This window comes from Janthinobacterium sp. SUN137, from assembly GCF_030587265.1.
In the GTDB taxonomy this organism is placed as follows: domain Bacteria; phylum Pseudomonadota; class Gammaproteobacteria; order Burkholderiales; family Burkholderiaceae_D; genus Janthinobacterium; species Janthinobacterium kumbetense.
On record NZ_JAPWHZ010000001.1, the window covers coordinates 1262528 to 1286773 of the forward strand.

The window sequence follows — 24246 nt, forward strand, 5'->3', positions numbered from 1 at the left end:
GCTAGCGCCAGGCCGACCTCCTCGTTTTACCTCAATACAATAATCATTCCCACCAGCACTTGCGCAATCTGCAGCAAGATCAACGCCACCAGCAAAGACAGGTCCAGGCTGCCGACCAGCGGCACGACCTTGCGGATCGGACGCAGCAGCGGCTCGTTCAGGGCCCGTACGAACGGCGCCAGCGGCGCATGCGGGTTGACCCAGCTGAAGATGGCCTCAATGATCAGCAAGGCCATGAAACCGTAGAGTATCCATTGCAGGAAGCGTTGCAGCGACTTGAGCAGTACCACCTCGACGGGATAGCCGGCAATAAACAGCACCGAGCTGGCCAGCAGCACGATCAGGAAGGCGCCGATCAGGCTGGCCCAGTCATACCCGCCCACGCCCGGCACCACGCGGCGCAGGGGGCGCACCAGCCAGTCGGACAATTGAAACGTGAATTGCGCCACCGACGAGGGCGGCCGCACGCGCACCGCCTGCATCCAGAAGCGCAGCAGCAACACGCCGCCCAGCAAGGTGGCGATGGTATCAACGATCAATGTAAGGATAACGATCAGCACGACTAATTCTCCAAAAAAAAACCGCTGTGTGATTGAGTCACACAGCGGCGTGTTGCCTCATCCAGGCACCCGTATCGCAGAAATTACGATGGGCGGGTGCTGGTTGGGAATGGCCAGGCTGCAGCCGGTGCCAACACGGTTTTTGCTACAGGTGCGATAGGCGCCGATGGCTTGGCGACAGGAGCTGCCTTCTTCGGTGCGGCCTTTTTAGGCGCGGCCTTCTTGGCTGCTGGCTTGGCTGCCACGGCGGCTGGTGCCGCTGGAGCTGCTGCCGGCGCTGCGGCTGGTGCGGCTGCCACGACTGGCGCTGCAGCTGGCTTGGCGGCAGGTTTCGCTGCGGCTTTCGCTGCCGGCTTGGCGACTGGCTTGGCTGCAGCTTTTGCTGCTGGCTTCGCTGCTACCTTGGCTGCTGGCTTGGCTGCAGGTTTTGCTGCGACCTTGGCGGCAGGTTTCGCTGCTGCTTTGGCTGCCGGCTTGGCTGCGACTTTCGCTGCTGGCTTGGCTGCTACCTTGGCTGCTGGCTTCGCTGCCACCTTGGCCGCTGGCTTGGCTGCCGCTTTCGCTGCTGGCTTCGCTGCTACCTTGGCCGCTGGCTTGGCTGCAGCTTTTGCTGCTGGCTTCGCTACTGCCTTGGCTGCTGGCTTGGCTGCTGCTTTGGCCGCTGGCTTGGCTGCGGCTTTGGCGGCCGGCTTTGCTGCTGCCTTGGCGACGACTTTTTTCGCTGCTGGCTTGGCTGCCGCCTTGGCGGCCGGTTTCGCTGCTGCCTTGGCTGCAGGTTTCGCTGCCGCTTTTTTCACTGCTGGCTTGGCTGCTGGCTTGGCTGCTGCTTTTGCTGCTGGCTTCGCTGCTGCTTTTGCCGCTGGCTTGGCTGCTGCTTTTGCTGCAGGTTTCGCTGCGGCTTTGGCGGCCGGCTTGGCTGCTGCCTTGGCGACGACTTTTTTCGCTGCTGGCTTGGCTGCTGCCTTGGCTACAGGTTTCGCTGCAGCTTTTTTCACCGCTGGCTTGGCTGCTGCCTTGGCCGCTGGTTTTGCTGCGGCTTTTGCTGCTGGCTTGGCGGCCGGTTTGGCTGCGGCTTTTTTCGCGACTGGCTTGGCTGCTGCCTTGGCTGCAGGTTTCGCTGCGGCTTTCGCTGCCGGCTTGGCGGCCGGTTTTGCTGCTGCCTTGGCCGCTGGTTTCGCTGCGGCTTTCGCTACTGGCTTGGCAGCCACTTTTGCTGCAGGCTTGGCTGCGGCTTTGGCGACTGGTTTGGCGGCTGGTTTTGCTGCGGCTTTGGCAGCTGGTTTAGCGGCAACCGTCTTCGCTGCGGCTGCCGGCTTCTTCGCGGCAGGAGCAGCCTTGGCGGCTGGTTTCTTTACTTCTGATTTCTTAGCGGCTGTTGCCATTTGTCTCTCCTTCATCTGAGATGAGAAATTTAAGCTACAAGATTTAAACCCGTCCGACCCACCACAGGGATAGGCCAGGCGAATTATTCATCGGCACAAACGGTCGTTTGCGCTAATGAATTCGGCACCAGCTGAACTGCTGCAACTCCTCACGTTTGCAGCACTTCAGCCATCGTCGGTGCCACCCTGCTTTATCTCGCAGCTGGTGGCAAAGTCTGAATTCGGTCATTCGTTTTCGATGCCGTGCGTTTTTTCGCTCCTCGCATCGCGCTCGCCACAACACCCATCCGTCAAATAAAAAACCGCCATGCCTGAAAAAATTCGGGCACGGCGGCAGACGAAAACGGTGTGGTTTTGTGCATATCCGTGTAAATCTGTATCCCTGTTTTGCGAGGTTTTTTCGCTACCGCGCTGGTTAAAAAACCCCGCATTCTAACGCTCGCATTTGCAATCTCATAAAGTACACGAAAACCTTGTCAATGCGCAACCGGCACGACACGTTTTCGCCCGCTTTTTTGCACGTTACGCGTGCTATCGCACAATCGCGCGGCAAATGCCGCCGCCAGCGTCTCCGGAAATGATTTTTGGGGCCCGCGATGCGGCCATTCGCGGCAGCCGAAAATCCTAGTGCAAACCTCATCGCATGACGCGATGAGGCACGCATTTTTCCGCCGCCATGCAGGCGAAAAAAAAGCGCCGTCTCGATGACGGCGCTTTTGGGCGTTGACTGAAAAAGGGTTACTCCCAGTTCAGCGCACCACCGGTTTGGTACTCGGTCACGCGCGTTTCGAAGAAGTTACGTTCCTTCTTCATGTCGATCATTTCGCTCATCCACGGGAACGGATTTTCTTCCTGGGCGAACAGCGGCTCGATGCCGATCTGCTGCGCGCGGCGGTTGGCGATGAAGCGCAGGTAGCCCTTGAACATCGGCGCGTTCAGACCCAGCACGCCGCGCGGCATGGTGTCTTCCGCGTACGCGTATTCCAGTTCGACGGCCTTCATGAACAGGTCCTTGATCTCTTCGCGGAAGGCGGCCGTCCACAGTTGCGGGTTTTCCATCTTGATCGTGTTGATCAAGTCGATGCCGAAGTTGCAGTGCATCGATTCGTCGCGCAGGATGTACTGGTACTGCTCGGCCGCGCCCATCATCTTGTTCTGGCGGCCCAGCGCCAGGATCTGCGTGAAGCCGACGTAGAAGAACAGGCCTTCCATCAAGCAGGCAAAGACGATCAGGGATTTGAGCAGCTTCTGGTCGTTTTCCACCGTGCCGGTGACAAACGCCGGGTCGGTCAGGGTGTTGATGAACGGAATCAGGAATTCATCCTTGTCGCGGATCGACTTGACTTCGTTGTAGGCGTTGAAGATCTCGCCTTCGTCCAGGCCCAGGGATTCGACGATGTACTGGTAGGCGTGCGTGTGGATCGCTTCCTCGAACGCCTGGCGCAGCAGGTACTGGCGGCATTCCGGCGCCGTGATGTGGCGGTAGGTACCCAGCACGATGTTGTTGGCGGCCAGCGAGTCGGCCGTCACGAAGAAGCCCAGGTTGCGCTTGACCAGGCGGCGCTCGTCGTCCGTCAGGCCGTTCGGGTTTTTCCACAGCTCGATATCGCGCTGCATGTTCACTTCCTGCGGCATCCAGTGGTTGGCGCAGCCGGCCAGGTATTTGTCCCACGCCCACTTGTACTTGAACGGCACCAGCTGGTTGACGTCCGTCTTGCCGTTGATGATGCGCTTGTCGTCGGCATTCACGCGGCGCGCGACTTGCTCGGCGTTCGCTTCGGACGGCTCGGCACCGGCCGGCAGGTTCAATTCGGTATTACCCAGTGGCGCTTGCTGCGCCGGACGCGGCGCAGCTGCCGACGTGGTTTCATCATCCCATGACAACGACATATTCTTCTTCCTTTCCATGCCGGCGAGCCGGCGATCCGCAACAGGCCCGTTGTATCGGACAATGCGGACATTGACAACATTGAATCAGCCCGACCGTGCCGGGCTGACAACTAAAATCTTACTGGCAGGCTTCGCATTCCTCAAAGCCATCGTCACCCGGACGCAGGTAGCAAGCTTCGCCATCGGCGTCGTCCGCTGCCGCTGCCACTACCGGCGCCACGGCCACTGCTGCCGCCGCCACGACCGCCGCTTGGGCGCTCTGCGCGCTGGCCGACATGCCGCCATCGACTGCCACGGCGTTCAGGGCGCCCGTCTTGGAGGTCGATTTCTCCATGTGGGTAGCGGCGATGGTACGCAGGTAGTAGGTGGTTTTCAGGCCACGCAGCCATGCCAGCTTGTAGGTCTCGTCCAGTTTCTTGCCCGATGCGCCAGCCATGTAGATGTTCAGCGACTGGGCCTGGTCGATCCACTTCTGGCGACGCGAAGCCGCTTCCACCAGCCAGCTTGGCGACACTTCAAAGGCGGTGGCGTAGATATCGCGCAGGTCTTGCGGGATGCGGTCGATCTTCACCAGCGAGCCGTCGAAGTACTTCAGGTCGGAGATCATGACTTCATCCCACAGGTCGCGCGCCTTCAGGTCACGCACCAGGTAGCCGTTGATCTCGGTGAATTCGCCCGACAGGTTCGATTTCACGTACAGGTTCTGGAACGTCGGCTCGATACAGGCCGAGACGCCGATGATGTTCGAAATCGTCGCCGTCGGGGCGATCGCCACGCAGTTCGAGTTGCGCATGCCGAACTTGGCAATGCGTTCGCGCACCGGTGTCCAGTCCATGGCCGACGAGGAATCGACTTCCAGGTAGCCGCCGCGCTCTTCAGCCAGCAGCTTGACCGAGTCTTGCGGCAGGATGCCACGGTCCCACAGCGAGCCGGCATACGATTCATAGCGGCCGCGCTCTTCGGCCAGTTCCGTCGACGCCAGGTAGGCGTAGTAGCAGACGGCTTCCATCGAGGTGTCAGCAAACGACACGGCGGCGTCCGAGGCGAACGGGATACGCATCATGTGCAGGCAGTCCTGGAAGCCCATCACGCCCATGCCGACCGGACGGTGGCGCATGTTCGAATTGCGCGCCTTGTCGACGGCGTAGTAATTGATGTCGATGACGTTGTCGAGCATGCGCATGGCGGTGCGCACGGTCTTGGCCAGCTTGACGTGATCGAGCTTGCCTTCCTTCATGTGCGCCGGCATGTTCACGGAACCAAGGTTGCAGACGGCGATTTCATCGCTGCTGGTGTTCAGGGTGATTTCCGTGCACAGGTTCGAGCTGTGGACGACGCCAACGTGCGACTGCGGGCTGCGGATGTTGCAAGGGTCCTTGAACGTGATCCATGGGTGGCCCGTTTCAAACAGCATCGACAGCATCTTGCGCCACAGGTCCAGCGCGGCGATCTTCTTGAAGACGCGGATTTCGCCAGCGGCGGCCTTGGCTTCATAGCCCACGTAAGCCTGTTCAAAAGCCTTGCCGACCTTGTCGTGCAAATCTGGCGTGTCCGACGGCGAGAACAGGGTCCATTCGCCTTTTTCCATGACGCGCTTCATGAACATGTCGGGAATCCAGTTTGCCGTGTTCATGTCGTGCGTGCGGCGGCGGTCGTCGCCCGTGTTCTTGCGCAGGTCGAGGAATTCCTCGATATCCATGTGCCAGGTTTCCAGGTAGGCGCAGACGGCGCCCTTGCGCTTGCCGCCCTGGTTGACTGCCACGGCCGTGTCATTCACCACTTTCAGGAACGGCACCACGCCTTGCGACTTGCCGTTGGTGCCCTTGATGTGGGCGCCCAGGGCGCGCACTGGCGTCCAGTCGTTACCCAGGCCGCCGGCGAACTTGGCCAGCAGCGCGTTGTCCTTGATGGCGTCGTAGATGCCTTCCAGGTCATCCGAGACGGTGCTCAGGTAGCACGACGACAGCTGCGAGCGCAGGGTGCCCGAGTTAAACAGGGTCGGGGTCGAGCTCATGAAGTCGAACGAGGACAGCAGGCTGTAGAACTCGATGGCGCGCGCTTCGCGGTCCGCCTCGTTCAGCGCCAGGCCCATGGCCACGCGCATGTAGAACGCCTGCGGCATTTCGATGCGCACGTCCTGGATGTGCAGGAAGTAGCGGTCATACAGGGTTTGCAGGCCGATGTAGCCGAATTGCAAGTCGCGGTCGGCCACGATGGCTTTGGCCAGGCGTTCCAGGTCGAAGCTGGCGAGTACCGGGTTCAGTAGCTCGGCGGCGATGCCCTTGGCGATATATTGCGGGAAATACGTCAGGTATTCGGCAGCAGCGGCCGCTTGCGGCACTTCCTTGCCGAACACTTCCTTGCGCACCGTGTGCAGCAGGATGCGGGCCGTGACCTGGCTGTAGGCCGGGTCTTTTTCCATCAGCGCGCGCGCTGCCAGGATGGCCGACTTGTGCAGCTCTTCAACAGGCACGCCGTCGTACAGGTTTTTCACGGTTTCGGCCAGGATGGCGTCGGCATCGACGTGCTTTTCCAGACCGGCGCAGGCGGCGTTGATCAGGTCACGGACTTCCTGCATGTCCAGCAGGCGGCGCACGCCGTTGTCGGTCACGTTCAATTGCGGTGCGGAAACTTGCGCGGACGCGCCTTGCGCTTCCTTCTGCAGGCGGCGCTCTTCCATGTGTTTGGCGCGGTACAGCACGTAGGCACGGGCCACGTCGTGCTCGCCCGAACGCATCAGCGACAGTTCCACCTGGTCTTGCACGTCTTCGATATGGAAGGTGCCGCCGCCCGGGTGGCGGCGCACCAGCGCAGCGACCACGCCGTCGGTCAATTGTTCCACCAGTTCACGGATGCGTGCCGAGGCTGCGCCCTGGCCGCCGTTAACGGCCAAAAACGCCTTGGTCATGGCGATGGCGATCTTCGAAGGCTCAAATGCCACCACCGCGCCGTTGCGGCGGATGATGCGATAGTCGCCCAATGCCGCGCCCGTGCTCGCCACGCTGTTGGCCGCGCTTGGCGCTGGCGATACTGGCGTTGGATGGATGGAAATATCTTGTGGTGATTGCATTGAAGCTCCCGTTGTCAGCTAAAGTCAGCCTGCAGTTTTGCTGCCGCGTGTGTTGTTGAATAGAACGCCCGATGGTCAGGGTTTCTTCAGGTATTTGTTGCTAAATAGTAAATTAATAGTGCATAAAACAGCTCAGTATCCATCTCGCCACACCGCACTGCCCGGCTGGCGCAAAACACGATCAAGGGTGATAAACCGCCAGTTCCAGTGCTTTATCAGCAATCCGGGTAGCTTTGATAATAATTCTGAAAACGTCTGTGATGGCACTACATATAGTCTTTACATCCAACTTCTGCACTAATTGTAGTACCCATCGAAGGGCGATGCAATAGTTTTCCGGCATCCGTCGGCGTAATTTTTTGTATTTTCATATACGATTTCGGTTGACTTTTCAGGGCATGGCTGGGAAGCCCAATCCCCGCGAAGTAAGCGCTAACGCAGCTTGTCCGTTAAGGGTTTCCAGCCAGCATTCTTGATAAAAATGCCAGTCAAAAAACGGCCCCGGATCCGTCTTCCTGCCCGGCGCGATATGCTCGTGGCCGCGCACCTGGGACAGCCCGTAGCGCGCCACCAGCGCCGCCGTCAGCGCCGCCAGCACATGATATTGCCGCCGCTGGAACGGCACATCGTCCGCGCCTTCCATTTCGATACCGATGGAATAGCCATTGCACTGCGGGCGCCCTTCGAAGGCGGACGCGCCCGCATGCCAGGCACGTTGATCAGCAGAAACATATTGCAACAACGCACCATCGCGCCGCACAAAAAAGTGCGCCGACACCTGCAAGCCACGCAGGTCGGCGAAAGAAGGATCGGCATTATAATCTACCCGGCCCGTAAACAAGTCCGACACATGCGGCCCGCCAAAGCGGCCACCCGGCAAACTGATGTTATGGATCACCAGCAAATCGACTTGCGCACCGTCCGGGCGCGCATCCCAGTACGGCGAGTCATAGCGCAGCGCGCCGTCGCACCAGCCATCTTCATCTATCGTCCATGCGCTCATCAAGTAGGGCTTCCTGTATCGTCAATTTCTGCATGCGGTAACGCAACTGGCGCACGCTCAGGCCCAGCTGGCGCGCCGCCCGTGCGCGGTGGTAGCGCGCCTGCACCAGCGCCAGCATGATCATGTCGCGCTCGGCTTGGCGCAAATACACGTCCAGCGGCAAGACCTTGGCCACGCCATACGCCGCCATGCCGGGCAGACACTGTTGCCGCTCCGACACAGCCGGCATGGCCGGCGCCGCCCGCAAGGGCACGTTGCCCGCCGCGGAGGGCAAGGCCAGCCCGTCAAGCGCGATCACGCCGCCATCGGCAAAGGCCAGCGCCCGTTCCAGTACGTTTTCCAGTTCGCGCACATTGCCGGGAAACGCATATGCGGCCAGGGCCGCCAGCACCGGCGGCGCCAGGCTCACGGACCGGTGCGGCGACAGGCGTGCGAGGATCACCTCACATAATACCTGCAGATCGCCGCGCCGTTCGCGCAGCGGCGGCAGCGCCAGCTCGATCACATTCAGGCGGTAAAACAGGTCCTGGCGAAACGTCCCGGCCGCCACGCCGCGCGTCAGGCCATGCTGGCTGGCGCACAGGATGCGCACGTCGACGGCTTCGTCAGTACTGCCGCCCAGCTTGCGCACGCGGTGCTCTTGCAGCACGCGCAACAGTTTCACCTGCATGGCCAGCGGCAGATCGTCGACTTCGTCGAGCAGCAAGCTGCCGCCATGGGCCGCCTGGAACAAGCCCTGGCGCTCGTGCAGCGCGCCCGTATAGGCACCCGGGCGGCAGCCGAAGAATTCCGCTTCCATCAGCGCTTCGGGAATGGCGCCGCAGTTGACGGCGATAAACGGGAAGCTGGCGCGCGCGCCCTGCGCATGGATGGCGCGCGCCGCCAGTTCCTTGCCCGTGCCCGATTCGCCGCGGATGGCCACCGGCGCGCCGCAGCGGGCGATGCGGCCGATCTGCGCGCGCAGCGCCTGCATGGGCAGCGAGTTGCCGCTCAGTTGCGGCGCCGGCGGCATGCCGTCGGCGGTCGGCGGGCTGGAGCGAGGGCTGGGACGGGACATGGTGAGCGCGCCTTTCTGCAATGGCGGCGAAGAACCGCCTGCTGCAGATGCTACGCCGGACGGATGCCGGAGGACGTTACGATACGGATGAGCAACGCACGCGCGCCTGCGGACCGCCCCTTACAGCGTGGCGTGCGCGTGGCTGCAGTAGTCGTGGCCCTTGGCCTGCACGTTTTCCGAGGCCGGGTAGTACACGCCGCAATGGGCGCAGCAGAGCATCAGCTCGGCATCCGGCAATTCCTGCGGCCGCACCGGCGGCGTAAACGGATTCGGCCGCTGTTGCTGTTGCGCACGAGCCCGCTGCTGCATGCCACGGATCTTGCTGCGGATAGCGAACAGCACCAGGAACACCAACGCCAGCCAGAATAAAACACGTGTCATGCGAATCCTCGGTGTAAAACCACTTCCAGTACAAAACGGCTGCCGACATAGGCCAGCAGCAAGGTGGCGAAACCGGCCAGCGTAAAACTCAGGGCCGTCTTGCCGCGCCAGCCGCGGAAGCGGCGGCCTGCCAGCAGCGAGGCAAACAGCAGCCACGACAGCATGGTAAACACGGATTTGTGATCCCAGTTGAGCGCCTTGCCAAATAATTGCTCGGAAAACACGATGCCCGACAGCACGGTCAGGCTGAGCAAAATAAACCCCAGGCCAATCATGCGGAACAGCAACTTTTCCATCGTCAGCAGGGCTGGCAACTGGTCCAGCGCGCTGCCGATGAAGCCGCGGCTTTCGCTGCGCGTGTGCAAACGCGATTCCTGCAGCGCCATCAGCACGGCGTGAAAGGCGGCAATCGTCAGGGTGCTGTAGGCGAGCACGGCGACGGCAATATGCCAGCCGAAGACGGCCGACTTGCCTTCCATGCTGACCTGGCTGCCGGGAAAGGCCCAGGCCAGGCCGATGGCGATGACGGCGCTGGGCATGACCATGCGGCGCAAGCCGTCCAGACTGAAATTGCGGTTCTCTATCCAGTAGGCGCCCACCGAGACCCACAGCGCGGCCGACAGCATGGCGGAAAAACCGAAGCGCAAGGTGCCCGGCGCCATCAGGTCGAACCACAGGGTGGCGGCGTGCGCCAGCCAGGCGACGCCGGTCAGGCCGGCAATGAGCCGGGCACGGGACGAGGGAAGCACCGCACACACCGCATACAACAGGGCGGCGATGAAAAAGAAATAGATCTGCATAGTTTAAGTTTACACCATAGCCGACAAGCGCGATTCAGGCGACAGCCCGGGTGACAGGCACGACGCCGCCATCCAATGCCGCAAGCCTGTCATGATATCGCGCCTGAGGCATGACGGGGTGACGCACCCTCAAGATTTCGGCAATCTTTCCTGCGGCACACTGTCGCCGCGCTGCGGGTATGTTGCCATCCTGATTAGCCAGTCCTATAATTATGTCCACAAAGCAATATTTATCCACCCTGACGCCACCGCCCCTCGCCATGTCTTTTCTAAAATTGTCCTGGACCTGTCTCTTGCTGGCCGCCTGTACTATATTAGGCGGCTGCATGAAAGATGCACCTTCCCAATCCACGTACGAGGAATACTTCCGCACGTCCATCCAAAGCTATGACCTGTACAAACAGTACTTCGACATCGCGACGCTGGAAAAGCTGAATGGCTGGAAAGAGAACGAACAGTACGAAATCAAGGGCTCGGCCGTGCTGCGCGCCAAGGTGGGCTACCTGGAATTGCTGGCCGACGTGGTCGACAGGCTCGAAACAGAGGCGAAGACGGATGGCTCCGTGGGCATGACCATGGGCCTGGGCCTGATGGCGCGCGGCATGGGCGGTGAAAACAAGGTTTTCCGCGAATTCTGGGCGCAGCAGCAGGAAAAGAAGGCGATCCCCGCGCCGCTGCTGGCGCGCCAGGCGGCGATGACGGCAGAACGTTTCGAGAACCTGATGCAGTGGTCGGACCAGATCGTGCAAGACAATTACGGCGCCATCATCAGCCGCCAGCTCAAGAAAGGCGATGAGCTGACCCGCATCTACACGCTGAGCTTCCGCCAGACGGAGAAAGGCTGGATGGGTTTTAACGCCCGCTAAAGGCAACCCGCCACAAGCTCCGCACCAGCACTGGCGCGGAGGTTTTTTTCATGGTTTCCTGATTTACTTCACATTCAGGCTCTTTTTCGCCTGCTCCAGCAAGTCCGTCTTGACCCAGTCCCTGGCCACGGGCGGCTTCGTCATGCGGCCCACGCCCGTTTTCACCATCACGTCCGTCGTGATCTGGATGTGTTCGGGCGAGATGTCATACGAATACGGCGAATTGCTGATCGCATCGTCGAAGTCATCCTTCGTGATCTGGCCGCGGAACACCACTTCGCGCACATACTTTTCCGCCGTCGCCTTGTTGTCGATAAAGGTCTTGGTGGCTTCGACGAAGCAGCGCATGAATTTTTCCGCCACGGGACGGCGTTCCTTGTAAAACTTTTCCGTCATCACCATGGTGCGCACGGGTTCGCCGATCGGCGTGTCGTACGGTTTGATGACTTCGGTGCCGAAACCCTTGTTGATCGCCTGCGACGATTGCGGCTCCGACTGCATCATGGCGTCGATATTCTTGCCCATCAGCGCCTGGTTCAAGTCGGCGTAAGCCAGGAACACCAGTTGCACATCCTTGCCCTTGGTTTCGGAATACGTCAGGCCCGCCTGCGCCAGCTCGGCCAACAGCAGCACTTCCTGGATGCCGCCGCGCGTCACGCCCACGCGCTTGCCCTTGAGTTCCTTGACGCTGGCGATCTTTTGCCCAGCGCCCGCCACCAGGCGCGCGCCGCCCTTGGCAAAGCCTGCCACCACATAGATGGGTGCGCCGCCGGCACGGCCGGAAATGGCCGCTTCGGAGGCCGTCGCCCCCACGTCCAACTCGCCCGCGATAATCGCCTGCATCACGTCGAGGCCCTTGGCGAAGACATGCTCTTCGACCTTGATGCCGCACTTGGGCGCGATTTCCTTGATGTACGACACGGCGCCGTAATGGGCGAACTTCAAATTGCCCAGGCGCACGACTTCCTGCGCCTGTGCTTGGACAGCGCCCATGCCGAAGGCCAGCATGAGGGCGGCGGCAATACCGGTCTTCAAAGTTGATTTTTTCTGCATCGGGTTCTCCTGTGGTGGTTGGTGTGTGCCCGCAAGGGCATAAAACACGGCGCTTTTATTATGAGGAGATAGTACCGTGTGTTGGAGCCAGGGCAACATTTTTTTTGCCGGCAGCCACGCTGCCGGCATTGTCACTACTGCCCCGCCAGCGCCACCACCGGATCGAGCCCCGACGCCTTGCGCGCCGGCATGAAGCCAAACACCAGCCCCGTCACCACGGCGCAGGCAAAGGCGCCGCCGACGGCGCTCAGCGAAAAGATCACCGGCACGTCCCATACCAGCAGCAAGCCGGCCACCGTCACGCCGACCACGATGCCGGCCACGCCGCCCACCACCGACACCAGCACGGCTTCGGTGAGGAACTGGCGCAGGATGTCGCGCCGGCGCGCGCCCGTCGCCATGCGGATGCCGATTTCGCGCGTGCGCTCGCGCACCGTCATCAGCATCACGTTCATGACGCCGATGCCGCCCACCACCAGGGAGACTGCGGCGATCAGGCTGAGCATCACGGTCATGTTGTCCTGCGTCTTCGCTTCCGCGGCGATCGACGCGGCCGCGTTGCTGATGCCGTAGTCGCGGATGCGGTGGCGCTCGAACATGGTGGCGTCGACCGCCGCCTCCACCTCCGTCACGCGCTTGACGTCAGCCACCGCCATGACAGTGTACGTCGGCTCGCGCTGGCCGAAGACGCGGATGCCGGCCGTGGAAAACGGCAGCAGCAGCACGTCGTCTTCATCCTTTTCGCCCGTCAGCGCGCCCTTCGCGCTCATCACGCCGATCACCTGGAACGGCACATTGCCGATCAGGATGCTCTGCCCCACGGGGTTGGCCACGTCGGGCATCAGCTTTTCCGCCAGATGCGCCCCCAGCACGGCCACGGTGGCCATCTCGCGCTCGTCCTCCTCGGTAAAGAAGCCGCCCTTGGCGACCGGCCAGGTCTGGATCTGCGGCAGGGCCGGCCCCGTGCCGCGCACATAGGTCTGCACATCGAGGTTGCCATGGCGGATCACCTTGTTGCCCGTGACATTCGGCAGCACGTGGGTGATGCCCGGCACGTCCTTGAGCGCATCGAGGTCGGCCAGGGTGATGCTGCGCCCGGGGATGCGCGAGCTTTCGCCGCGCGACGCCATGTACAGCAGATTCGAGCCGAACGCGCCCAGCTGCGCCATCACCTGCTGGCGCGTGCCCAGGCCGATGGCCAGCATGACGATCACGGAAGCGACGCCGATGACGATGCCCAGCAGGGTCAGGCCCGTGCGGAAGCGGTTGATCCACAGCACGCGCCAGGCGGCGCGCGCCGCGTCGAGCAATTCCGTGCCCAGCGAAGCGCCCGTGTCGTGGGCGGCGCGCGACATGTCCAGCGGCGGCAGGGCCGTCGACGTGGCAGGGATGGCGATGGCGCCCGAGTCTTCGACGATTTCGCCATCGCTGATCTCGATCACGCGGCGCGCCTGGGCCGCCACATTGCGGTCATGCGTAATCAGGATGATGGTGTGGCCCGCGTCGGCCAGTTCGCCCAGCAGGGCCATGACTTCGGCGCCGCTGCTGCTATCTAACGCCCCCGTCGGTTCATCGGCGAGGATGATGCGCCCGCCATTCATCAGGGCGCGGGCGATCGACACGCGCTGCTGTTGCCCGCCCGACAACTGGTTTGGCCGGTGATCGAGCCGCTCGCCGAGGCCCAGGCGCTTGAGCAGCGCTTCCGAGCGGGCGTGGCGGGCGGCTGCCGGCATGCCCGCGTACAGGGCCGGCACTTCCACGTTTTCGCGCGCCGATTCGGTGGCGATCAAGTGATAGCCCTGGAAGACGAAGCCGAACGCTTCGCGCCGCAGCCACGCCAGTTCATCGGGATTCAGGCTGGCCACGTCCTGGCCGGCGAAGCGGTAGGTGCCGTCGCTGGGCCGGTCCAGGCATCCCAGCAAATGCATCAGGGTCGATTTGCCGGAACCGGACGCGCCGACGATGGCGACGAATTCGCCGGCACCGATCGACAAGGTCAGGCCGCGCAGCACTTCCACGGCCGGCGCGCCGTCATGGCCACCGTAGCGCTTGCGGATGCCCTGCAGTTCAATCAGGGGAACCGGCTGGCCAGGTTCCCCTGGCTGCCCCAGCGACCTGGCCTCGCTCATGGCGCTCACAGCTGGAACCTGCTGCTGCCGCTGCCGGCCGGCTGCTCGCCCGTGACCAGCAATTCGCCTTCGCGCAAGCCTTGCAGCACTTCCGCGCTGAGGCGGTTGCGCACGCCCACGGTGACGGTGCGCGTATCGACCTTGCCGTCCGCATCCATCACGCGGGCCGTAAACTGCCCCGGCTTGGCTCCCTCTTCCTTCGATGGTTTCAGGGCCGGCAAGGGCACGGCCAGCACATTGTTCGCCGCGGCCGTGACAAACACCACTTGCGCCGTCATCTGCGGCATCAGCTCGCCGTCCGCGTTATCCACGTCGAACAGCACTGTATACAAGATCACCTTGCTGGTCGACGGCGCCAGGGCCGTGCCGGCGGCGGAACCACCGGGTACGGGCGGGGCCGGCAGCACTTGCCGCACCTTGCCGCTCCAGCGCCGCTGGTCGCCGCCCAGGGTGGTGAAATACACGGGCATGTCCGGACGCACGCGGCGCACGTCCGCTTCCGACACTTCCGTCCACACGGTCATGGCCGACAGGTCGGCGATGCGCAGGATGTTCGGCGTCTGGTAGGTGGCGTTCAGGGTTTGTCCTTCCTTCGCGTCCAGGCCCACCACCTTGCCCGCCATGGGCGCATAGATGCGCGTATAGCCGAGGCGCGCCTCGTCCGCCTTCAGGCTGGCCTGGGTCTGGTCGATCTGCGCCTTCAGGTGGTCGATCTTGGCGCCGGCCGAGGCCAGCGTGGCTTCGGCCGTTTCCAGGTCGGCCAGCGGCGTGGAATCGAACTTGGCCATCTGTTTCTGCCGCACGTGCTGCTGGCCCGCCAGGCGGTGCTGCGCCTGCTGGTCGGCCAGCTGCGCGCGCAAGCCCGCCAGGGCGGCGCGGCCCGCATCGACCGTGGCTTGCTGCACGCTGGGATCGATCTCGGCCAGCAACTGGCCTTTTTCCACGGCGCTGCCCGGCTGCACGTGCAGGCGCGTGATCTGGCCCGACACCTGCGCGCCCACGTCGACATAGGTTTGCGGCTGCAGGGTGCCGATGGCCGTGACGCTGGCCTCGATATTGCCGCGCTTGACGGGGGCCGTGTCGAACACGGTTGCCGGGCCGCGCGTGGCCCACAATGCGCCGGCGCCGAACAGCGCCAGCAAGACCACGCCGCCCAGGATACGGGCACGGCGGGAAGGCAGGCGGGCCGCCATCAGGCTGCCGCCTTGGATGCAGTCAAAACGAAATTACAAACGTCAAACGGTGTCGCCAGGCGTGAAAAGTACATCGGTCTATCCTTGAAAATGGCGGTGAACATCACCGCAGGAACGTCACAAGACCTGCCAGCGCGGCGACGGCTGCCAGCAGGGAACTACGAAACAGCAAGCGGGGGGCATACGGCAGCAGCAGGGCCACCAGCAGCGCGCCCACCCCGATGAATCCGAGCCAGGCGACCACGCCGACGGTGGCGCTCCAGCCGGCCACGCAAGGCCAGATGGCCAGCGCCAGCAACAGAGCGCCGGCCAGTTGCAGCGCGCGCCGCACGTTCGGCGCCGCGTCCCGGCCCCAGACCTGGCCATGGTGGCGGTCCATCGCCAGGGACAGGCTGGCCATGCCCGCATACGACAGGCCCAGCGCGCACAGGATGGTATTGATCATGACTGTCCCTCCGTATTGACTTGCAGGCTGGCCGAGGGCACAGCGCTTTCCCTGGCGACAGCCTTTTTCACCGGTTTTTCCTTGCGCTTGTGGACTTTCCACGCGCCCCAGGCGGCCAGCAGGCCGAACGCCATGCTGCCCAGTTCCACGCCGGCGCTTTCCCAGTCGCCGCGCGCAATCTGCGCCGCCAGGTTGTCGCCCGTGCTCAGGACATTCAATACGGGCAGCAGCAGGCACAGGGCCGCCAGCAAGCCCAATTGCTCGATCCACGCGCGTTTTTCCGCGCGCAGGCAGGCGTGTACCAGCATCAGGAACCAGACGCCAAAGAAGGCGCGCACTTCCCAGCCGGCGCGCTGCTCGAGGCCGACGGGGATCAAACGATTGGCCCACAGGAAGCCTACGCAGGCGATCGCCAGGCCGGCGATGGCCGCCACGTTCAGGCATGCGATGACGCGGTACACGCGCTGCGTGTAGGCGCCGAACTCGCCGCCGGACTTCTGGCGGCGCTTGACCATGAACAGGATGGCACCCGTGCCCATCATGGCCGTGCCGGCCAGGCCGCAGAAGAAGTACAGCCAGCGCATGGGCGTGCCGCCGAAGCCGACCATGTGCAGGTTCGACATGACGGAGCGCGTCAGGCCCGCGCCGCCCGTATCCGACTTGCCCGGCAGGCGCACGGCGACCTGTTCGCCCGTGGCCAGCGCATAACAGGCCCGGCCCGAATTGGCGCTGAGGCGCGTGAGCAGTTCCGTGTCCTCATTCCAGCCGTACATGCACACGCGCATGGAGGCATCGTTCGGATTGTCCAGCACCACGGCGCGGATTTCCTGGCCGATGGCCTGTTCGGCGCGCAGCGCGAACGATTCCAGCGCGGGAATGGCCAGCGGCTGGCCTGTTTTCACGGGCTTGCCCGCATCGTTCCAGTCGGCCAGGAAGGCTTTCTTGGGATTGTCCATGCCGTATTGCGCCACCACGGGGGCCGGCACATAGTCATCGCTGAAAAATGCCAGGCCCGTGTAGGCGATCATGAACTGGAACGGCAACGTCAGCACGGCCACCGCGTTGTGTGCGTCGAGCCACGAGCGCTGGCCCTTGGCCGGGCGGAAGGTGAAGAAATCCTTGAAGATGCGCTTGTGCGTGATGACGCCGCTCACCAGCGCCACCAGCATGATCATGGTGGTGATGGCGACGATCCACACGCCGATGCGGCCCGCGTGCAGTTCATAGTGGAAATCGACGAAATGGTGGCCGCCGATGGTTTCCCGTTCCGTTGCCTCGCGCGCAGGCTCGATGACGGCGCCCGTCAACGGATCGAGGTCCGCCGAGCCATAGCCGCCGCTGGGCTGGAACCAGTAGGCGGACAGGCCCTGGCCGGGGCGCTGCACGGGCCAGATTTCCCACATGTCCGCCTTCGGGTGTTCCTTCCCCATGAAGTCGAGCGCCAGCTCCAGGCGGTGCGCGCGGTCCGTGACCTTCGGCAGCGGCGGATCGTTCGCGTGCGCCGCCTCGGCCAAAGCGTGCTCGGGCGTCATCCAGTGGCCGATCGGATCGTCGAAGACGGCCAGGGAACCGGTCAGGAAGATGGCGAACAGCAGCCAGGAAATCCACAGGCCGCTCCACGTGTGCAGCCATGCCATGGCCTGGCGCAAGCCGCCCTGCTGCGGCGTTTTCACCACTTTGCCTGCCTTGACGGCGTTCATGCGGCACCTCGCGACAGCAGCATGCCGATGCCGCCGCAGACGATGGCCGGCAGCAGCATGCCGAGCCAGGCGCGGCGCAGGTCTTGCACGGCAAAGACCCAGATCACGGCGCAAGTGTAGACGACGAAGGCGCTCAGGGTCGCCGTCAGCACGGCTTCGGCGCGCGACAGCGGCAGCACGGCCGACAGCAGCACGGCCACGCCGGACGTGAGCGCATAGCCGCCAAAGATGGCGGCGAGCACGCGCGAGAACAACATCATGTGGGCCGATTTCATCATCGCGGCGCTCCCCGTGCCATACGCGGGTTCACGCCATTGCTGGCGTGGGCCAGATTCAACTGCACATCCATAAGCCATGCATCCTTCATCAAGATAGGTCGTTCAAAAGTGATTATTTACAGCTTGTAGTTCAAGGTCAGCATCAGGTTGCGCGGCGCACCCACCAGGTTGCCGAAGACATCGGAATAAATGCTCTGGTAATAGTGCTTGTCGAGCGCATTGTTGACGTTCAGGCGCAGCTCGGCGCGGCTGTCGATCTGCCAGGCCGCGTTCAAGCCGAGAATCGCGTAGCGGCCCTGGCGCAGGCGGGCCTCGCCGTCCGCCGATTCCGTCGCGCCCTGCCCGTACACCGAGGCGCCGACGCGCCAGCCCTGCGCCGCGCCGGAGAGGCGGTAGCTGGTGGCCAGCTTGAGCTGCTGGCGCGGATAGCGGCTGTTGAAATCCTTGCCGATATTGGCCGGATCGCTGTCGCGCGTAAATTGCGCCTTGACATAAGTAAAACCGGCCGACAGCTGCCAGTCGGGTGTCAGCGCACCCGCCACGTCCAGCTCCACGCCTTCGCTGCGCACTTCGCCCGACGCACGCTGGCAATAGCCCCAGGTGCTGCCGGGGCAAGGATTCGGGCCTGCCAGGTCGTCCACGCCGCGGTTTTGCTGGCGGATCTGGAACACGGCCGCGCTGGCATTGAGGGCGCCGCCGAAGTATTCACCCTTCACGCCCGCTTCATAGTTGGTGCCGCTGACCGGCTTCAAGGGTTGTGCATTGGCGTCCGTGGACGCTTGCGGCTGGAAGATCTCGGTCCAGCTGGCGTACACGGAGTGCTGCTTGTCGAGGTCATACACGACGCCGGCGTAGGGCGTGAATTCGCGCGCCACCGAGTAGCCAGCGTCGTCCTTGTACCAGCTCACGCGCCCGCCCAGCACCAGCGACAGCGGATCGGCCAGGCGCATGCGCGTGCCCGCATACACGCCGCTTTGCTCGGTGATGCTGGCCGTGCCCCACTGCGCGTAATTGATGACGGGGCGCGCCACGCTGCCCGCATCCCAGTTGAAAGGATCGATCACCGGCGCGCTCTCTTGCCTGCTGTACGACGCCCAGCCGCCATAGCTGTTTTTCGACGAGCGGCGGTGGCTGGCGCCGACCGTCAGCTCATGTTCGCGGCCGAACAGGCTGTAGCTGCCGCTGGCATACGCGTCATAGCTGGTGTTGGCCAGTTCGGCGCGGTAGCTTTGCGAATTGAAGCGCAGGGTGTCGTCACGGCGGTTGATGCCGGAAAACGTCGTGTCGATCTCGGGCGTCTTGCGCGTGGCCGCCAGCTTGGCCTTCCAGCCGTTGCCGAAGCGGTGTTCCAGTTCGGCGAAGATAGTCTTGTCTGTCTGGCGCCAGTCGTCGAAGTCGGCGCCCAGGTAAGTCGAGCGGGGCAAATTCAAAAAGCGGCCGTCGGCTGCCGTCACCACGCCTGTCGTGACGCCGTCGTTATCGGTCTTGCGGTAATGCGCGCCCAGGGTCACCGTGGTGTCGGGGCGCAGGTCGGCTTCAATGATGCCGTACAGCTGGTGGTTGCGGCCATGCAGCACGTCGACAAAATCCTTCTTGTCCTGCACCGTCGCGACGATGCGCCCGCGCAGGGTCTTCGCTTCGTTGAGCGCGTTGGCCGCATCCGCTTCCAGGCGGTAGTTGCTCCAACTGCCGATGCTGGCCGAGAACGACGCTTGCGGCGTGGCCGTCGGGCGCTTGCGCACCATGTTGATGGCCGCGCTGGGCGTGCCGCTGCCCGTCATCAAGCCCGTGGCGCCGCGTACCACTTCGATGCGGTCATAGATGGCCAGGTCGTCATTGTCGCCATTGAAAGTGCCGTTCGCGCCCAGGCTGGTGGGCAAGCCATCGAACAGGATGTTGTCGATTGGAAAACCACGTGCGCTGAAACTGCCCGAATCGCCCGTAAAGTTGCCCTTCTGCATGACCAACCCCGTGATCGACTGCACGGCGTCGTCCAGTGTCGTGATGCCCAGGTCATCGATCTGCTGGCGCGTCAGCACGCTGACGGACTGCGGCGTCTCGCGCAGCGACAGGTTCAGCTTGGTTGCCGTATTGCTCACGCCCGTCGTATAGGAGCCGCTGCCTTCCGTCGTCGCATCGCGCCCTGCCGTGACGGATACGCCGAGCATGGTTTGCTCGGTGGCGGGCGAGGTAGGAATAGCAGGCACGGCCTGCTGCGCCAGCGCCGGCAGGCTGGCGGCCAGGCACAGGGCCGCGGCCGCTTGAGCCAGCGGGCGCAGCGCGGAGTGAGACGATGGCAAACTGACAAAAGGCAAAGCGTGCGACATGAAAGTTCCTGATGGTGGCGTCATGGGACGGTAAAAAACAGGCGCCTACTCTGTAGGTGCCGCGAAAACGAAAAACGGGCAGTCCGGCTGCAAATATATTTTGCGGGGACTACGGCGCCGGTTCGACGCTGACCCAATACCGCGTGCGGCTGCGCACCTGCACGGGCAGCGAGTTGGGCAGCATGTTCAGGATGCGCTGGGTGTCGGCCAGCGGGAACACACCCGACAGGCGCAGCTGGGCGACTTCCGGCGCGCAATGAATCACGCCGGGGCGGTAGCGGGCCAGGTCGGCCAGAAAATCGCCCAGGGTCACGTCGTCGACGATCAGCTGCCCGTGCGACCAGGCGTGCGCATGTACATCGATGGCGTGCGGCGCATCCGGCGCATGGCGGGAAAATGCCGTGCCGCGCCCGGCCGCCAGCAACAAGGGCGCACCGATATCGTCGCGGGGACGGATTTCAACGGCGCTTTCAAATACGTCCACGGTGCTGTAGCCATCCTGCTGGCGCACGGCAAAGCGCGTGCCCAGCGCCCGCACCCGGCCTTCGCGCGTGGCTACCACCAAAGGCGCGTCGCTGCCGGCGCCGTGACCGCTGGTGACGAGGATCTCGCCGGCCAGCAACTCGATCAGGCGGCGGCTGGCGTCGAAACGCACGTTCACGGCCGATCCCGTATTCAGGCTGAGCACGCTGCCGTCGGCCAGCGCCACCACGCGCCGCTCGCCCGTGGCCGTGCGGTAGTCGGCACGCAGGGCGCGCACGCCATCCCAGGCGCCCGTCTGCGCGGCCAGCATGCCGCCGCCTGCCGCCACGCCCAGCCACGCCAGCAACTGGCGCCGCTTGCCATTGACGGCTTGTTGCTGCGTACCGGCCAGCGCCTGCGCGGCCGCGCCGCGGTGCAAGCCGTTGAAACGCTGCGACACCGCTTCGATATGCTGCCAGGCCCGTTCGTGTTCCGGGTCGGCCCCGCGCCAGCGCTGCCAGGCGGCGTGTTCCGCTTTGCTGGCCTGCTCCGACATCAGCACCGTCAGCCACTCGGCCGCCTGCTGCTGCACCTCTGCGCGGATGGCTGCCGCGGCTGCGGGTTCTGCCACCGTGCTCATGCTGGCAGGGAGAAAAACACCTGGCGGTTGGCCCGCGTCAGATATTGCTTGACCGAGCTGGCCGACACGTTCAGGCGCGCGGCGATCTCGGCATAGCTGAGGCCTTCCAGCTGCGCCAGCAAGAACGCCGTGCGCACGGGCGCAGGCAAGCCGTCGAGGGCCTGGTCGATTTCCTGCAAGGCTTCCAGCGCCAGCAGCCGCTCCTCGGGCGCGGGCGCCACGTCGGGCGGCAGGCAGGCCAGCGCCTCCAGATAGGCGTCTTCCAGCACTTGCCGGCGGTAGCGGTGCGCCACCAGGCGGCGCGCGATGGTGGCCAAAAAAGGCCGCGCTTCGCGGATCTGCGGCGCGGAATCGGCCGTCAACACGCTGATGAAGGTGTCTTGCGCCAGATCCGCCGCGTCGCCCGCATTGCCCAGCTTATGCCGCAGCCAGCCCTGCAGCCAGCCGTGATGGCTGCTGTAGAGCGCGTGCAGGTCTTGTTGCTGTGCAAAATCGGCAGCCGACATGGCATCCCTTTCCGCTCAGGCGTGCGGCGCCCGAGAATGTAAATAAGAATTATTCTCATTTTAACCGCGCAATGCCTTTCATGCAATCGCGGCATTGCCAGAAATACCAACTAATTCAAAAGCAGGCCAACCGCCAGGCGATGCAGCGCAGGACCGCCAGCCACCCGCGATAAGGTAAAATGACGGCCATCGTCCGGCTTGCGCCGCCCACTCCCAAGCTTTTCATTGCAGGTTCATCATGCTAGATAATCTCACCCAACGGCTTGCCAAAGTCGTCAAGACCATGCGCGGCGAGGCGCGCCTGACCGAAGCGAACACCGCCGACATGCTGCGCGAAGTGCGCCTGGCGCTGCTCGAAGCCGACGTCGCCCTGCCCGCCGTGCGCGAATTCATCGCCAAAGTCAAAGAAAAAGCCATGGGCGAGGATGTCATTTCCTCGCTCACGCCAGGCCAGGCCCTGGTTGGCGTGGTGCAGCGCGAGCTGGCCGCCCTGATGGGCGCCGACCTGGGACCGGAAGCGTCGCAGATCAGTTTTGCCCAGCAGCCGCCCGCCATCATCCTGATGGCCGGTTTGCAGGGTGTGGGTAAAACCACCACCGTCGGCAAGCTGGCGAAGTACCTGAAGGAAGAAAAGAAGAAGAAAGTGCTGACCGTCTCGGCCGACGTGTACCGTCCCGCCGCGATCGCCCAGCTGCAATCGGTCACCGCCCAGGTGGGTGCCGACTTCTTCCCGTCCACCAGCACGGACAAGCCGGTCGATATCGCCCTGGCCGCTCTGGACTGGGCGAAAAAGCATTACCACGACGTGCTGATCATCGATACGGCGGGTCGCCTCGGTATCGACGAAGAGATGATGCGCGAAATCGCCGCCGTCCACGGCGCCGTAAAACCGATCGAAACCCTGTTTGTCGTCGACGCCATGCTGGGCCAGGACGCCATCAACACGGCAAAAGCCTTCAACGATGCGCTGCCGCTGACCGGTATCGTGCTGACCAAGCTCGACGGTGACGCGCGCGGCGGTGCGGCCCTGTCGGTGCGCCATATCACGGGCAAACCGATCAAGTTTGCCGGCGTCTCGGAAAAACTCGACGGCCTGGAAGCGTTCGATCCGACCCGCATGGCCAACCGCATCCTCGGCATGGGCGACATCCTCGCCTTGGTGGAAGAGGCGCGCAAGGGCGTCGACAGCAAGGCGGCGGCCGACCTGGCGCAAAAAATCAAGGTCGGCGGCAAGTTCGACATGAACGACTTCAAGGCGCAACTGGGTCAAATGAAGAAAATGGGCGGCATGGCCAACCTGATGGACAAGCTGCCGGCCCAGTTCCAGCAGGCGGCAGGCGGCAAGAACATGGATCAAGCCGACAAACAGGTACGCCGCATGTGCGGCATCATCGACTCCATGACGCCGCAGGAACGCGCCAAGCCTGAACTGATCAAGGCCACGCGCAAGCGCCGCATCGCCGCCGGCGCCGGCGTGCAGGTGCAGGAAGTGAACCGCATGCTGACGCAATTCGAGCAAATGCAGACGATGATGAAGAAATTGTCGGGTGGCGGCATGATGAAGATGATGCGCTCCATGAAGGGCATGATGCCTGGGATGAGGTAAGGCTTCAAAATCCGCTGCGCGGTGGTCCTTGCGGCCGGCGATGCTCACCGTACTTCAGTACGGTTGCGCTTCTCGGCCACAAATACCATCCGCTCGCTGTGATTTTGAAGGCCTTCATTAAGCCGCGTGTGCAAACTCGACAGGCTAAAAACAGCGTTCTAAATAATGCCGGATTGCATTTTCATGTGTCCGGCATCATTACTTCCCTCCCCCGCAGTCCCCCTCCCCGCACAGCCAGCAACCATGCCATTTACGGGCAAAAACGCCGTTCTGCGCTCCCAAGCGGTGCGCCCGGGCGACAGCATTGCCATTTCCCTGCTTTTTCCTCGTGAAAACGTGAAAAACACTTGCATACAAGGTAAATCCACACCAATATTAGCCGTGCGATTAATTGCGCAATTTCCCATGTGTTTGTTAAGGAGGCTCGAAGATGGCAACAGCCAAAAAAACCCCAGTAGCAGCGCCAGCCAAAGCAGCAGCAGCCAAGCCTGCAGCCGCCAAGAAAGCAGCACCCGCAGCCAAGGCAGCAGCTAAACCAGCAGCGGCGAAGAAAGCGGCAGCACCGGCAACACCACGCAAGCCAAACGCAGCATTCATGAAAGCAATGACGCCATCGAAAGATCTGGCCGCCGTTGTTGGCGCAGCACCGCTGCCGCGCACGGAAGTGACCAAAAAGGTATGGGATTACATCAAAAAACTCGATCTGCAAGATCCGGCAAACCGCCGCATGATCAATGCGGACGACAAGCTGAAAGCAGTTTTCGGCGGCAAAGCCCAAGTCTCCATGTTTGAAATGACGAAACTGATCTCCGATCATTTGAAATAAATCAGATACGCGCCGGCTTCAACAGCCGAGCGAGTGCCCCGCCGCATCACTGCGAGCGGGGCATTTTTTTGC

At 63.0% G+C, this 24246-nt stretch carries 20 protein-coding genes; 4 read left to right on the top strand and 16 right to left on the bottom strand.

What is annotated here, in order from left to right; all coding sequences use genetic code 11:
* Positions 1–26: 26 nt before the first annotated feature.
* On the bottom strand, positions 27–560 hold the full coding sequence (locus O3298_RS05765; RefSeq protein ID WP_305058733.1) for a YggT family protein: 534 nt from the start codon (positions 558–560) through the stop codon (positions 27–29).
* Between the two features lie 253 nt (positions 561–813).
* Between O3298_RS05765 and O3298_RS05770 the strand changes: the two genes are divergently transcribed.
* The gene (locus tag O3298_RS05770) at positions 814–1845 is read left to right on the top strand and encodes a hypothetical protein (protein ID WP_305058734.1); all 1032 of its coding nucleotides are present in this window, start codon (positions 814–816) and stop codon (positions 1843–1845) included.
* Between the two features lie 835 nt (positions 1846–2680).
* Here the strand turns inward: O3298_RS05770 and O3298_RS05775 are convergent.
* The 6 genes from O3298_RS05775 to O3298_RS05800 all read right to left on the bottom strand — a co-directional run bounded on the left by O3298_RS05775 (position 2681) and on the right by O3298_RS05800 (position 10143).
* The gene (locus tag O3298_RS05775; RefSeq protein WP_071322017.1) at positions 2681–3832 is read right to left on the bottom strand and encodes a ribonucleotide-diphosphate reductase subunit beta; all 1152 of its coding nucleotides are present in this window, start codon (positions 3830–3832) and stop codon (positions 2681–2683) included.
* A gap of 118 nt (positions 3833–3950) precedes the next feature.
* On the bottom strand, positions 3951–6902 hold the full coding sequence (locus O3298_RS05780; RefSeq protein ID WP_305058735.1) for a ribonucleoside-diphosphate reductase subunit alpha: 2952 nt from the start codon (positions 6900–6902) through the stop codon (positions 3951–3953).
* 391 nt (positions 6903–7293) lie between these two features.
* Entirely contained in the window at positions 7294–7905 is a 612-nt protein-coding gene (gene ampD / locus O3298_RS05785) for a 1,6-anhydro-N-acetylmuramyl-L-alanine amidase AmpD (RefSeq protein WP_289903502.1), read from the bottom strand.
* The gene (locus O3298_RS05790) at positions 7883–8962 is read right to left on the bottom strand and encodes a sigma 54-interacting transcriptional regulator (protein WP_369811479.1); all 1080 of its coding nucleotides are present in this window, start codon (positions 8960–8962) and stop codon (positions 7883–7885) included. Before O3298_RS05790 ends, ampD begins: the two co-directional genes overlap by 23 nt.
* 120 nt (positions 8963–9082) lie before the next feature.
* Positions 9083–9343, bottom strand: a complete 261-nt coding sequence (locus O3298_RS05795; protein WP_077408507.1) for a PP0621 family protein — start codon at positions 9341–9343, stop codon at positions 9083–9085.
* A complete protein-coding gene (locus O3298_RS05800; protein ID WP_305058736.1) occupies positions 9340–10143 on the bottom strand; it encodes an inner membrane protein YpjD in 804 nt (267 codons plus the stop codon). The genes O3298_RS05795 and O3298_RS05800 overlap by 4 nt, the downstream gene beginning before the upstream one ends.
* Positions 10144–10469: 326 nt before the next feature.
* On the opposite strand from O3298_RS05800, the gene O3298_RS05805 reads away from it, so the two are divergent.
* Entirely contained in the window at positions 10470–11009 is a 540-nt protein-coding gene (locus tag O3298_RS05805) for a hypothetical protein (RefSeq protein WP_289917306.1), read from the top strand.
* 63 nt (positions 11010–11072) lie between these two features.
* On the opposite strand, the gene O3298_RS05810 is transcribed toward O3298_RS05805, so the two are convergent.
* The 9 genes from O3298_RS05810 to O3298_RS05850 form a co-directional block, all read right to left on the bottom strand.
* Positions 11073–12062, bottom strand: a complete 990-nt coding sequence (locus O3298_RS05810) for an ABC transporter substrate-binding protein (protein WP_369811480.1) — start codon at positions 12060–12062, stop codon at positions 11073–11075.
* A gap of 134 nt (positions 12063–12196) precedes the next feature.
* Complete coding sequence (locus O3298_RS05815; protein ID WP_305058737.1) at positions 12197–14191, bottom strand: MacB family efflux pump subunit; 1995 nt, start codon at positions 14189–14191, stop codon at positions 12197–12199.
* A gap of 5 nt (positions 14192–14196) precedes the next feature.
* A complete protein-coding gene (locus O3298_RS05820; RefSeq protein ID WP_305058738.1) occupies positions 14197–15384 on the bottom strand; it encodes an efflux RND transporter periplasmic adaptor subunit in 1188 nt (395 codons plus the stop codon).
* A gap of 103 nt (positions 15385–15487) precedes the next feature.
* Positions 15488–15829: a DUF3325 domain-containing protein gene (locus O3298_RS05825; RefSeq protein ID WP_289900285.1), complete on the bottom strand. Its 342-nt coding sequence runs from the start codon at positions 15827–15829 to the stop codon at positions 15488–15490.
* The gene (locus tag O3298_RS05830; RefSeq protein ID WP_305058739.1) at positions 15826–17529 is read right to left on the bottom strand and encodes a PepSY domain-containing protein; all 1704 of its coding nucleotides are present in this window, start codon (positions 17527–17529) and stop codon (positions 15826–15828) included. Before O3298_RS05830 ends, O3298_RS05825 begins: the two co-directional genes overlap by 4 nt.
* Entirely contained in the window at positions 17526–17807 is a 282-nt protein-coding gene (locus O3298_RS05835) for a hypothetical protein (protein WP_251350264.1), read from the bottom strand. The genes O3298_RS05830 and O3298_RS05835 overlap by 4 nt, the downstream gene beginning before the upstream one ends.
* 116 nt (positions 17808–17923) lie before the next feature.
* On the bottom strand, positions 17924–20134 hold the full coding sequence (locus O3298_RS05840; protein ID WP_305058740.1) for a TonB-dependent siderophore receptor: 2211 nt from the start codon (positions 20132–20134) through the stop codon (positions 17924–17926).
* 109 nt (positions 20135–20243) lie between these two features.
* Positions 20244–21236 (bottom strand): FecR domain-containing protein, encoded by a 993-nt coding sequence (locus tag O3298_RS05845; protein WP_369811481.1) that lies wholly within the window; start codon positions 21234–21236, stop codon positions 20244–20246.
* Positions 21233–21742, bottom strand: coding sequence for a sigma-70 family RNA polymerase sigma factor (locus O3298_RS05850; protein ID WP_099666508.1), 510 nt, complete (start codon positions 21740–21742; stop codon positions 21233–21235). The genes O3298_RS05845 and O3298_RS05850 overlap by 4 nt, the downstream gene beginning before the upstream one ends.
* A 238-nt stretch (positions 21743–21980) precedes the next feature.
* Here O3298_RS05850 and ffh point away from each other — a divergent pair, with 238 nt between their 5' ends.
* Both ffh and O3298_RS05860 read left to right on the top strand, forming a co-directional pair.
* On the top strand, positions 21981–23348 hold the full coding sequence (gene ffh, locus O3298_RS05855; RefSeq protein ID WP_034746567.1) for a signal recognition particle protein: 1368 nt from the start codon (positions 21981–21983) through the stop codon (positions 23346–23348).
* A gap of 430 nt (positions 23349–23778) precedes the next feature.
* On the top strand, positions 23779–24174 hold the full coding sequence (locus tag O3298_RS05860; RefSeq protein ID WP_071650146.1) for an SWIB/MDM2 domain-containing protein: 396 nt from the start codon (positions 23779–23781) through the stop codon (positions 24172–24174).
* The last annotated feature ends 72 nt before the right edge of the window (positions 24175–24246 follow it).

Coding starts and splice junctions, on each gene's coding strand:
- O3298_RS05825 (WP_289900285.1), bottom strand. CDS start 15,829: ATGATCAATACCATCCTGTGCGCGCTGGGCCTGTCGTATGCGGGCATG.
- O3298_RS05845 (WP_369811481.1), bottom strand. CDS start 21,236: ATGAGCACGGTGGCAGAACCCGCAGCCGCGGCAGCCATCCGCGCAGAG.
- O3298_RS05830 (WP_305058739.1), bottom strand. CDS start 17,529: ATGAACGCCGTCAAGGCAGGCAAAGTGGTGAAAACGCCGCAGCAGGGC.
- O3298_RS05810 (WP_369811480.1), bottom strand. CDS start 12,062: ATGCAGAAAAAATCAACTTTGAAGACCGGTATTGCCGCCGCCCTCATG.
- ffh (WP_034746567.1), top strand. CDS start 21,981: ATGCTAGATAATCTCACCCAACGGCTTGCCAAAGTCGTCAAGACCATG.
- O3298_RS05850 (WP_099666508.1), bottom strand. CDS start 21,742: ATGTCGGCTGCCGATTTTGCACAGCAACAAGACCTGCACGCGCTCTAC.
- O3298_RS05815 (WP_305058737.1), bottom strand. CDS start 14,191: ATGAGCGAGGCCAGGTCGCTGGGGCAGCCAGGGGAACCTGGCCAGCCG.
- O3298_RS05840 (WP_305058740.1), bottom strand. CDS start 20,134: ATGTCGCACGCTTTGCCTTTTGTCAGTTTGCCATCGTCTCACTCCGCG.
- O3298_RS05860 (WP_071650146.1), top strand. CDS start 23,779: ATGGCAACAGCCAAAAAAACCCCAGTAGCAGCGCCAGCCAAAGCAGCA.
- O3298_RS05805 (WP_289917306.1), top strand. CDS start 10,470: ATGAAAGATGCACCTTCCCAATCCACGTACGAGGAATACTTCCGCACG.
- O3298_RS05820 (WP_305058738.1), bottom strand. CDS start 15,384: ATGGCGGCCCGCCTGCCTTCCCGCCGTGCCCGTATCCTGGGCGGCGTG.
- O3298_RS05790 (WP_369811479.1), bottom strand. CDS start 8,962: ATGTCCCGTCCCAGCCCTCGCTCCAGCCCGCCGACCGCCGACGGCATG.
- O3298_RS05795 (WP_077408507.1), bottom strand. CDS start 9,343: ATGACACGTGTTTTATTCTGGCTGGCGTTGGTGTTCCTGGTGCTGTTC.
- O3298_RS05835 (WP_251350264.1), bottom strand. CDS start 17,807: ATGATGAAATCGGCCCACATGATGTTGTTCTCGCGCGTGCTCGCCGCC.
- O3298_RS05780 (WP_305058735.1), bottom strand. CDS start 6,902: ATGCAATCACCACAAGATATTTCCATCCATCCAACGCCAGTATCGCCA.
- O3298_RS05800 (WP_305058736.1), bottom strand. CDS start 10,143: ATGCAGATCTATTTCTTTTTCATCGCCGCCCTGTTGTATGCGGTGTGT.
- O3298_RS05775 (WP_071322017.1), bottom strand. CDS start 3,832: ATGTCGTTGTCATGGGATGATGAAACCACGTCGGCAGCTGCGCCGCGT.
- ampD (WP_289903502.1), bottom strand. CDS start 7,905: ATGAGCGCATGGACGATAGATGAAGATGGCTGGTGCGACGGCGCGCTG.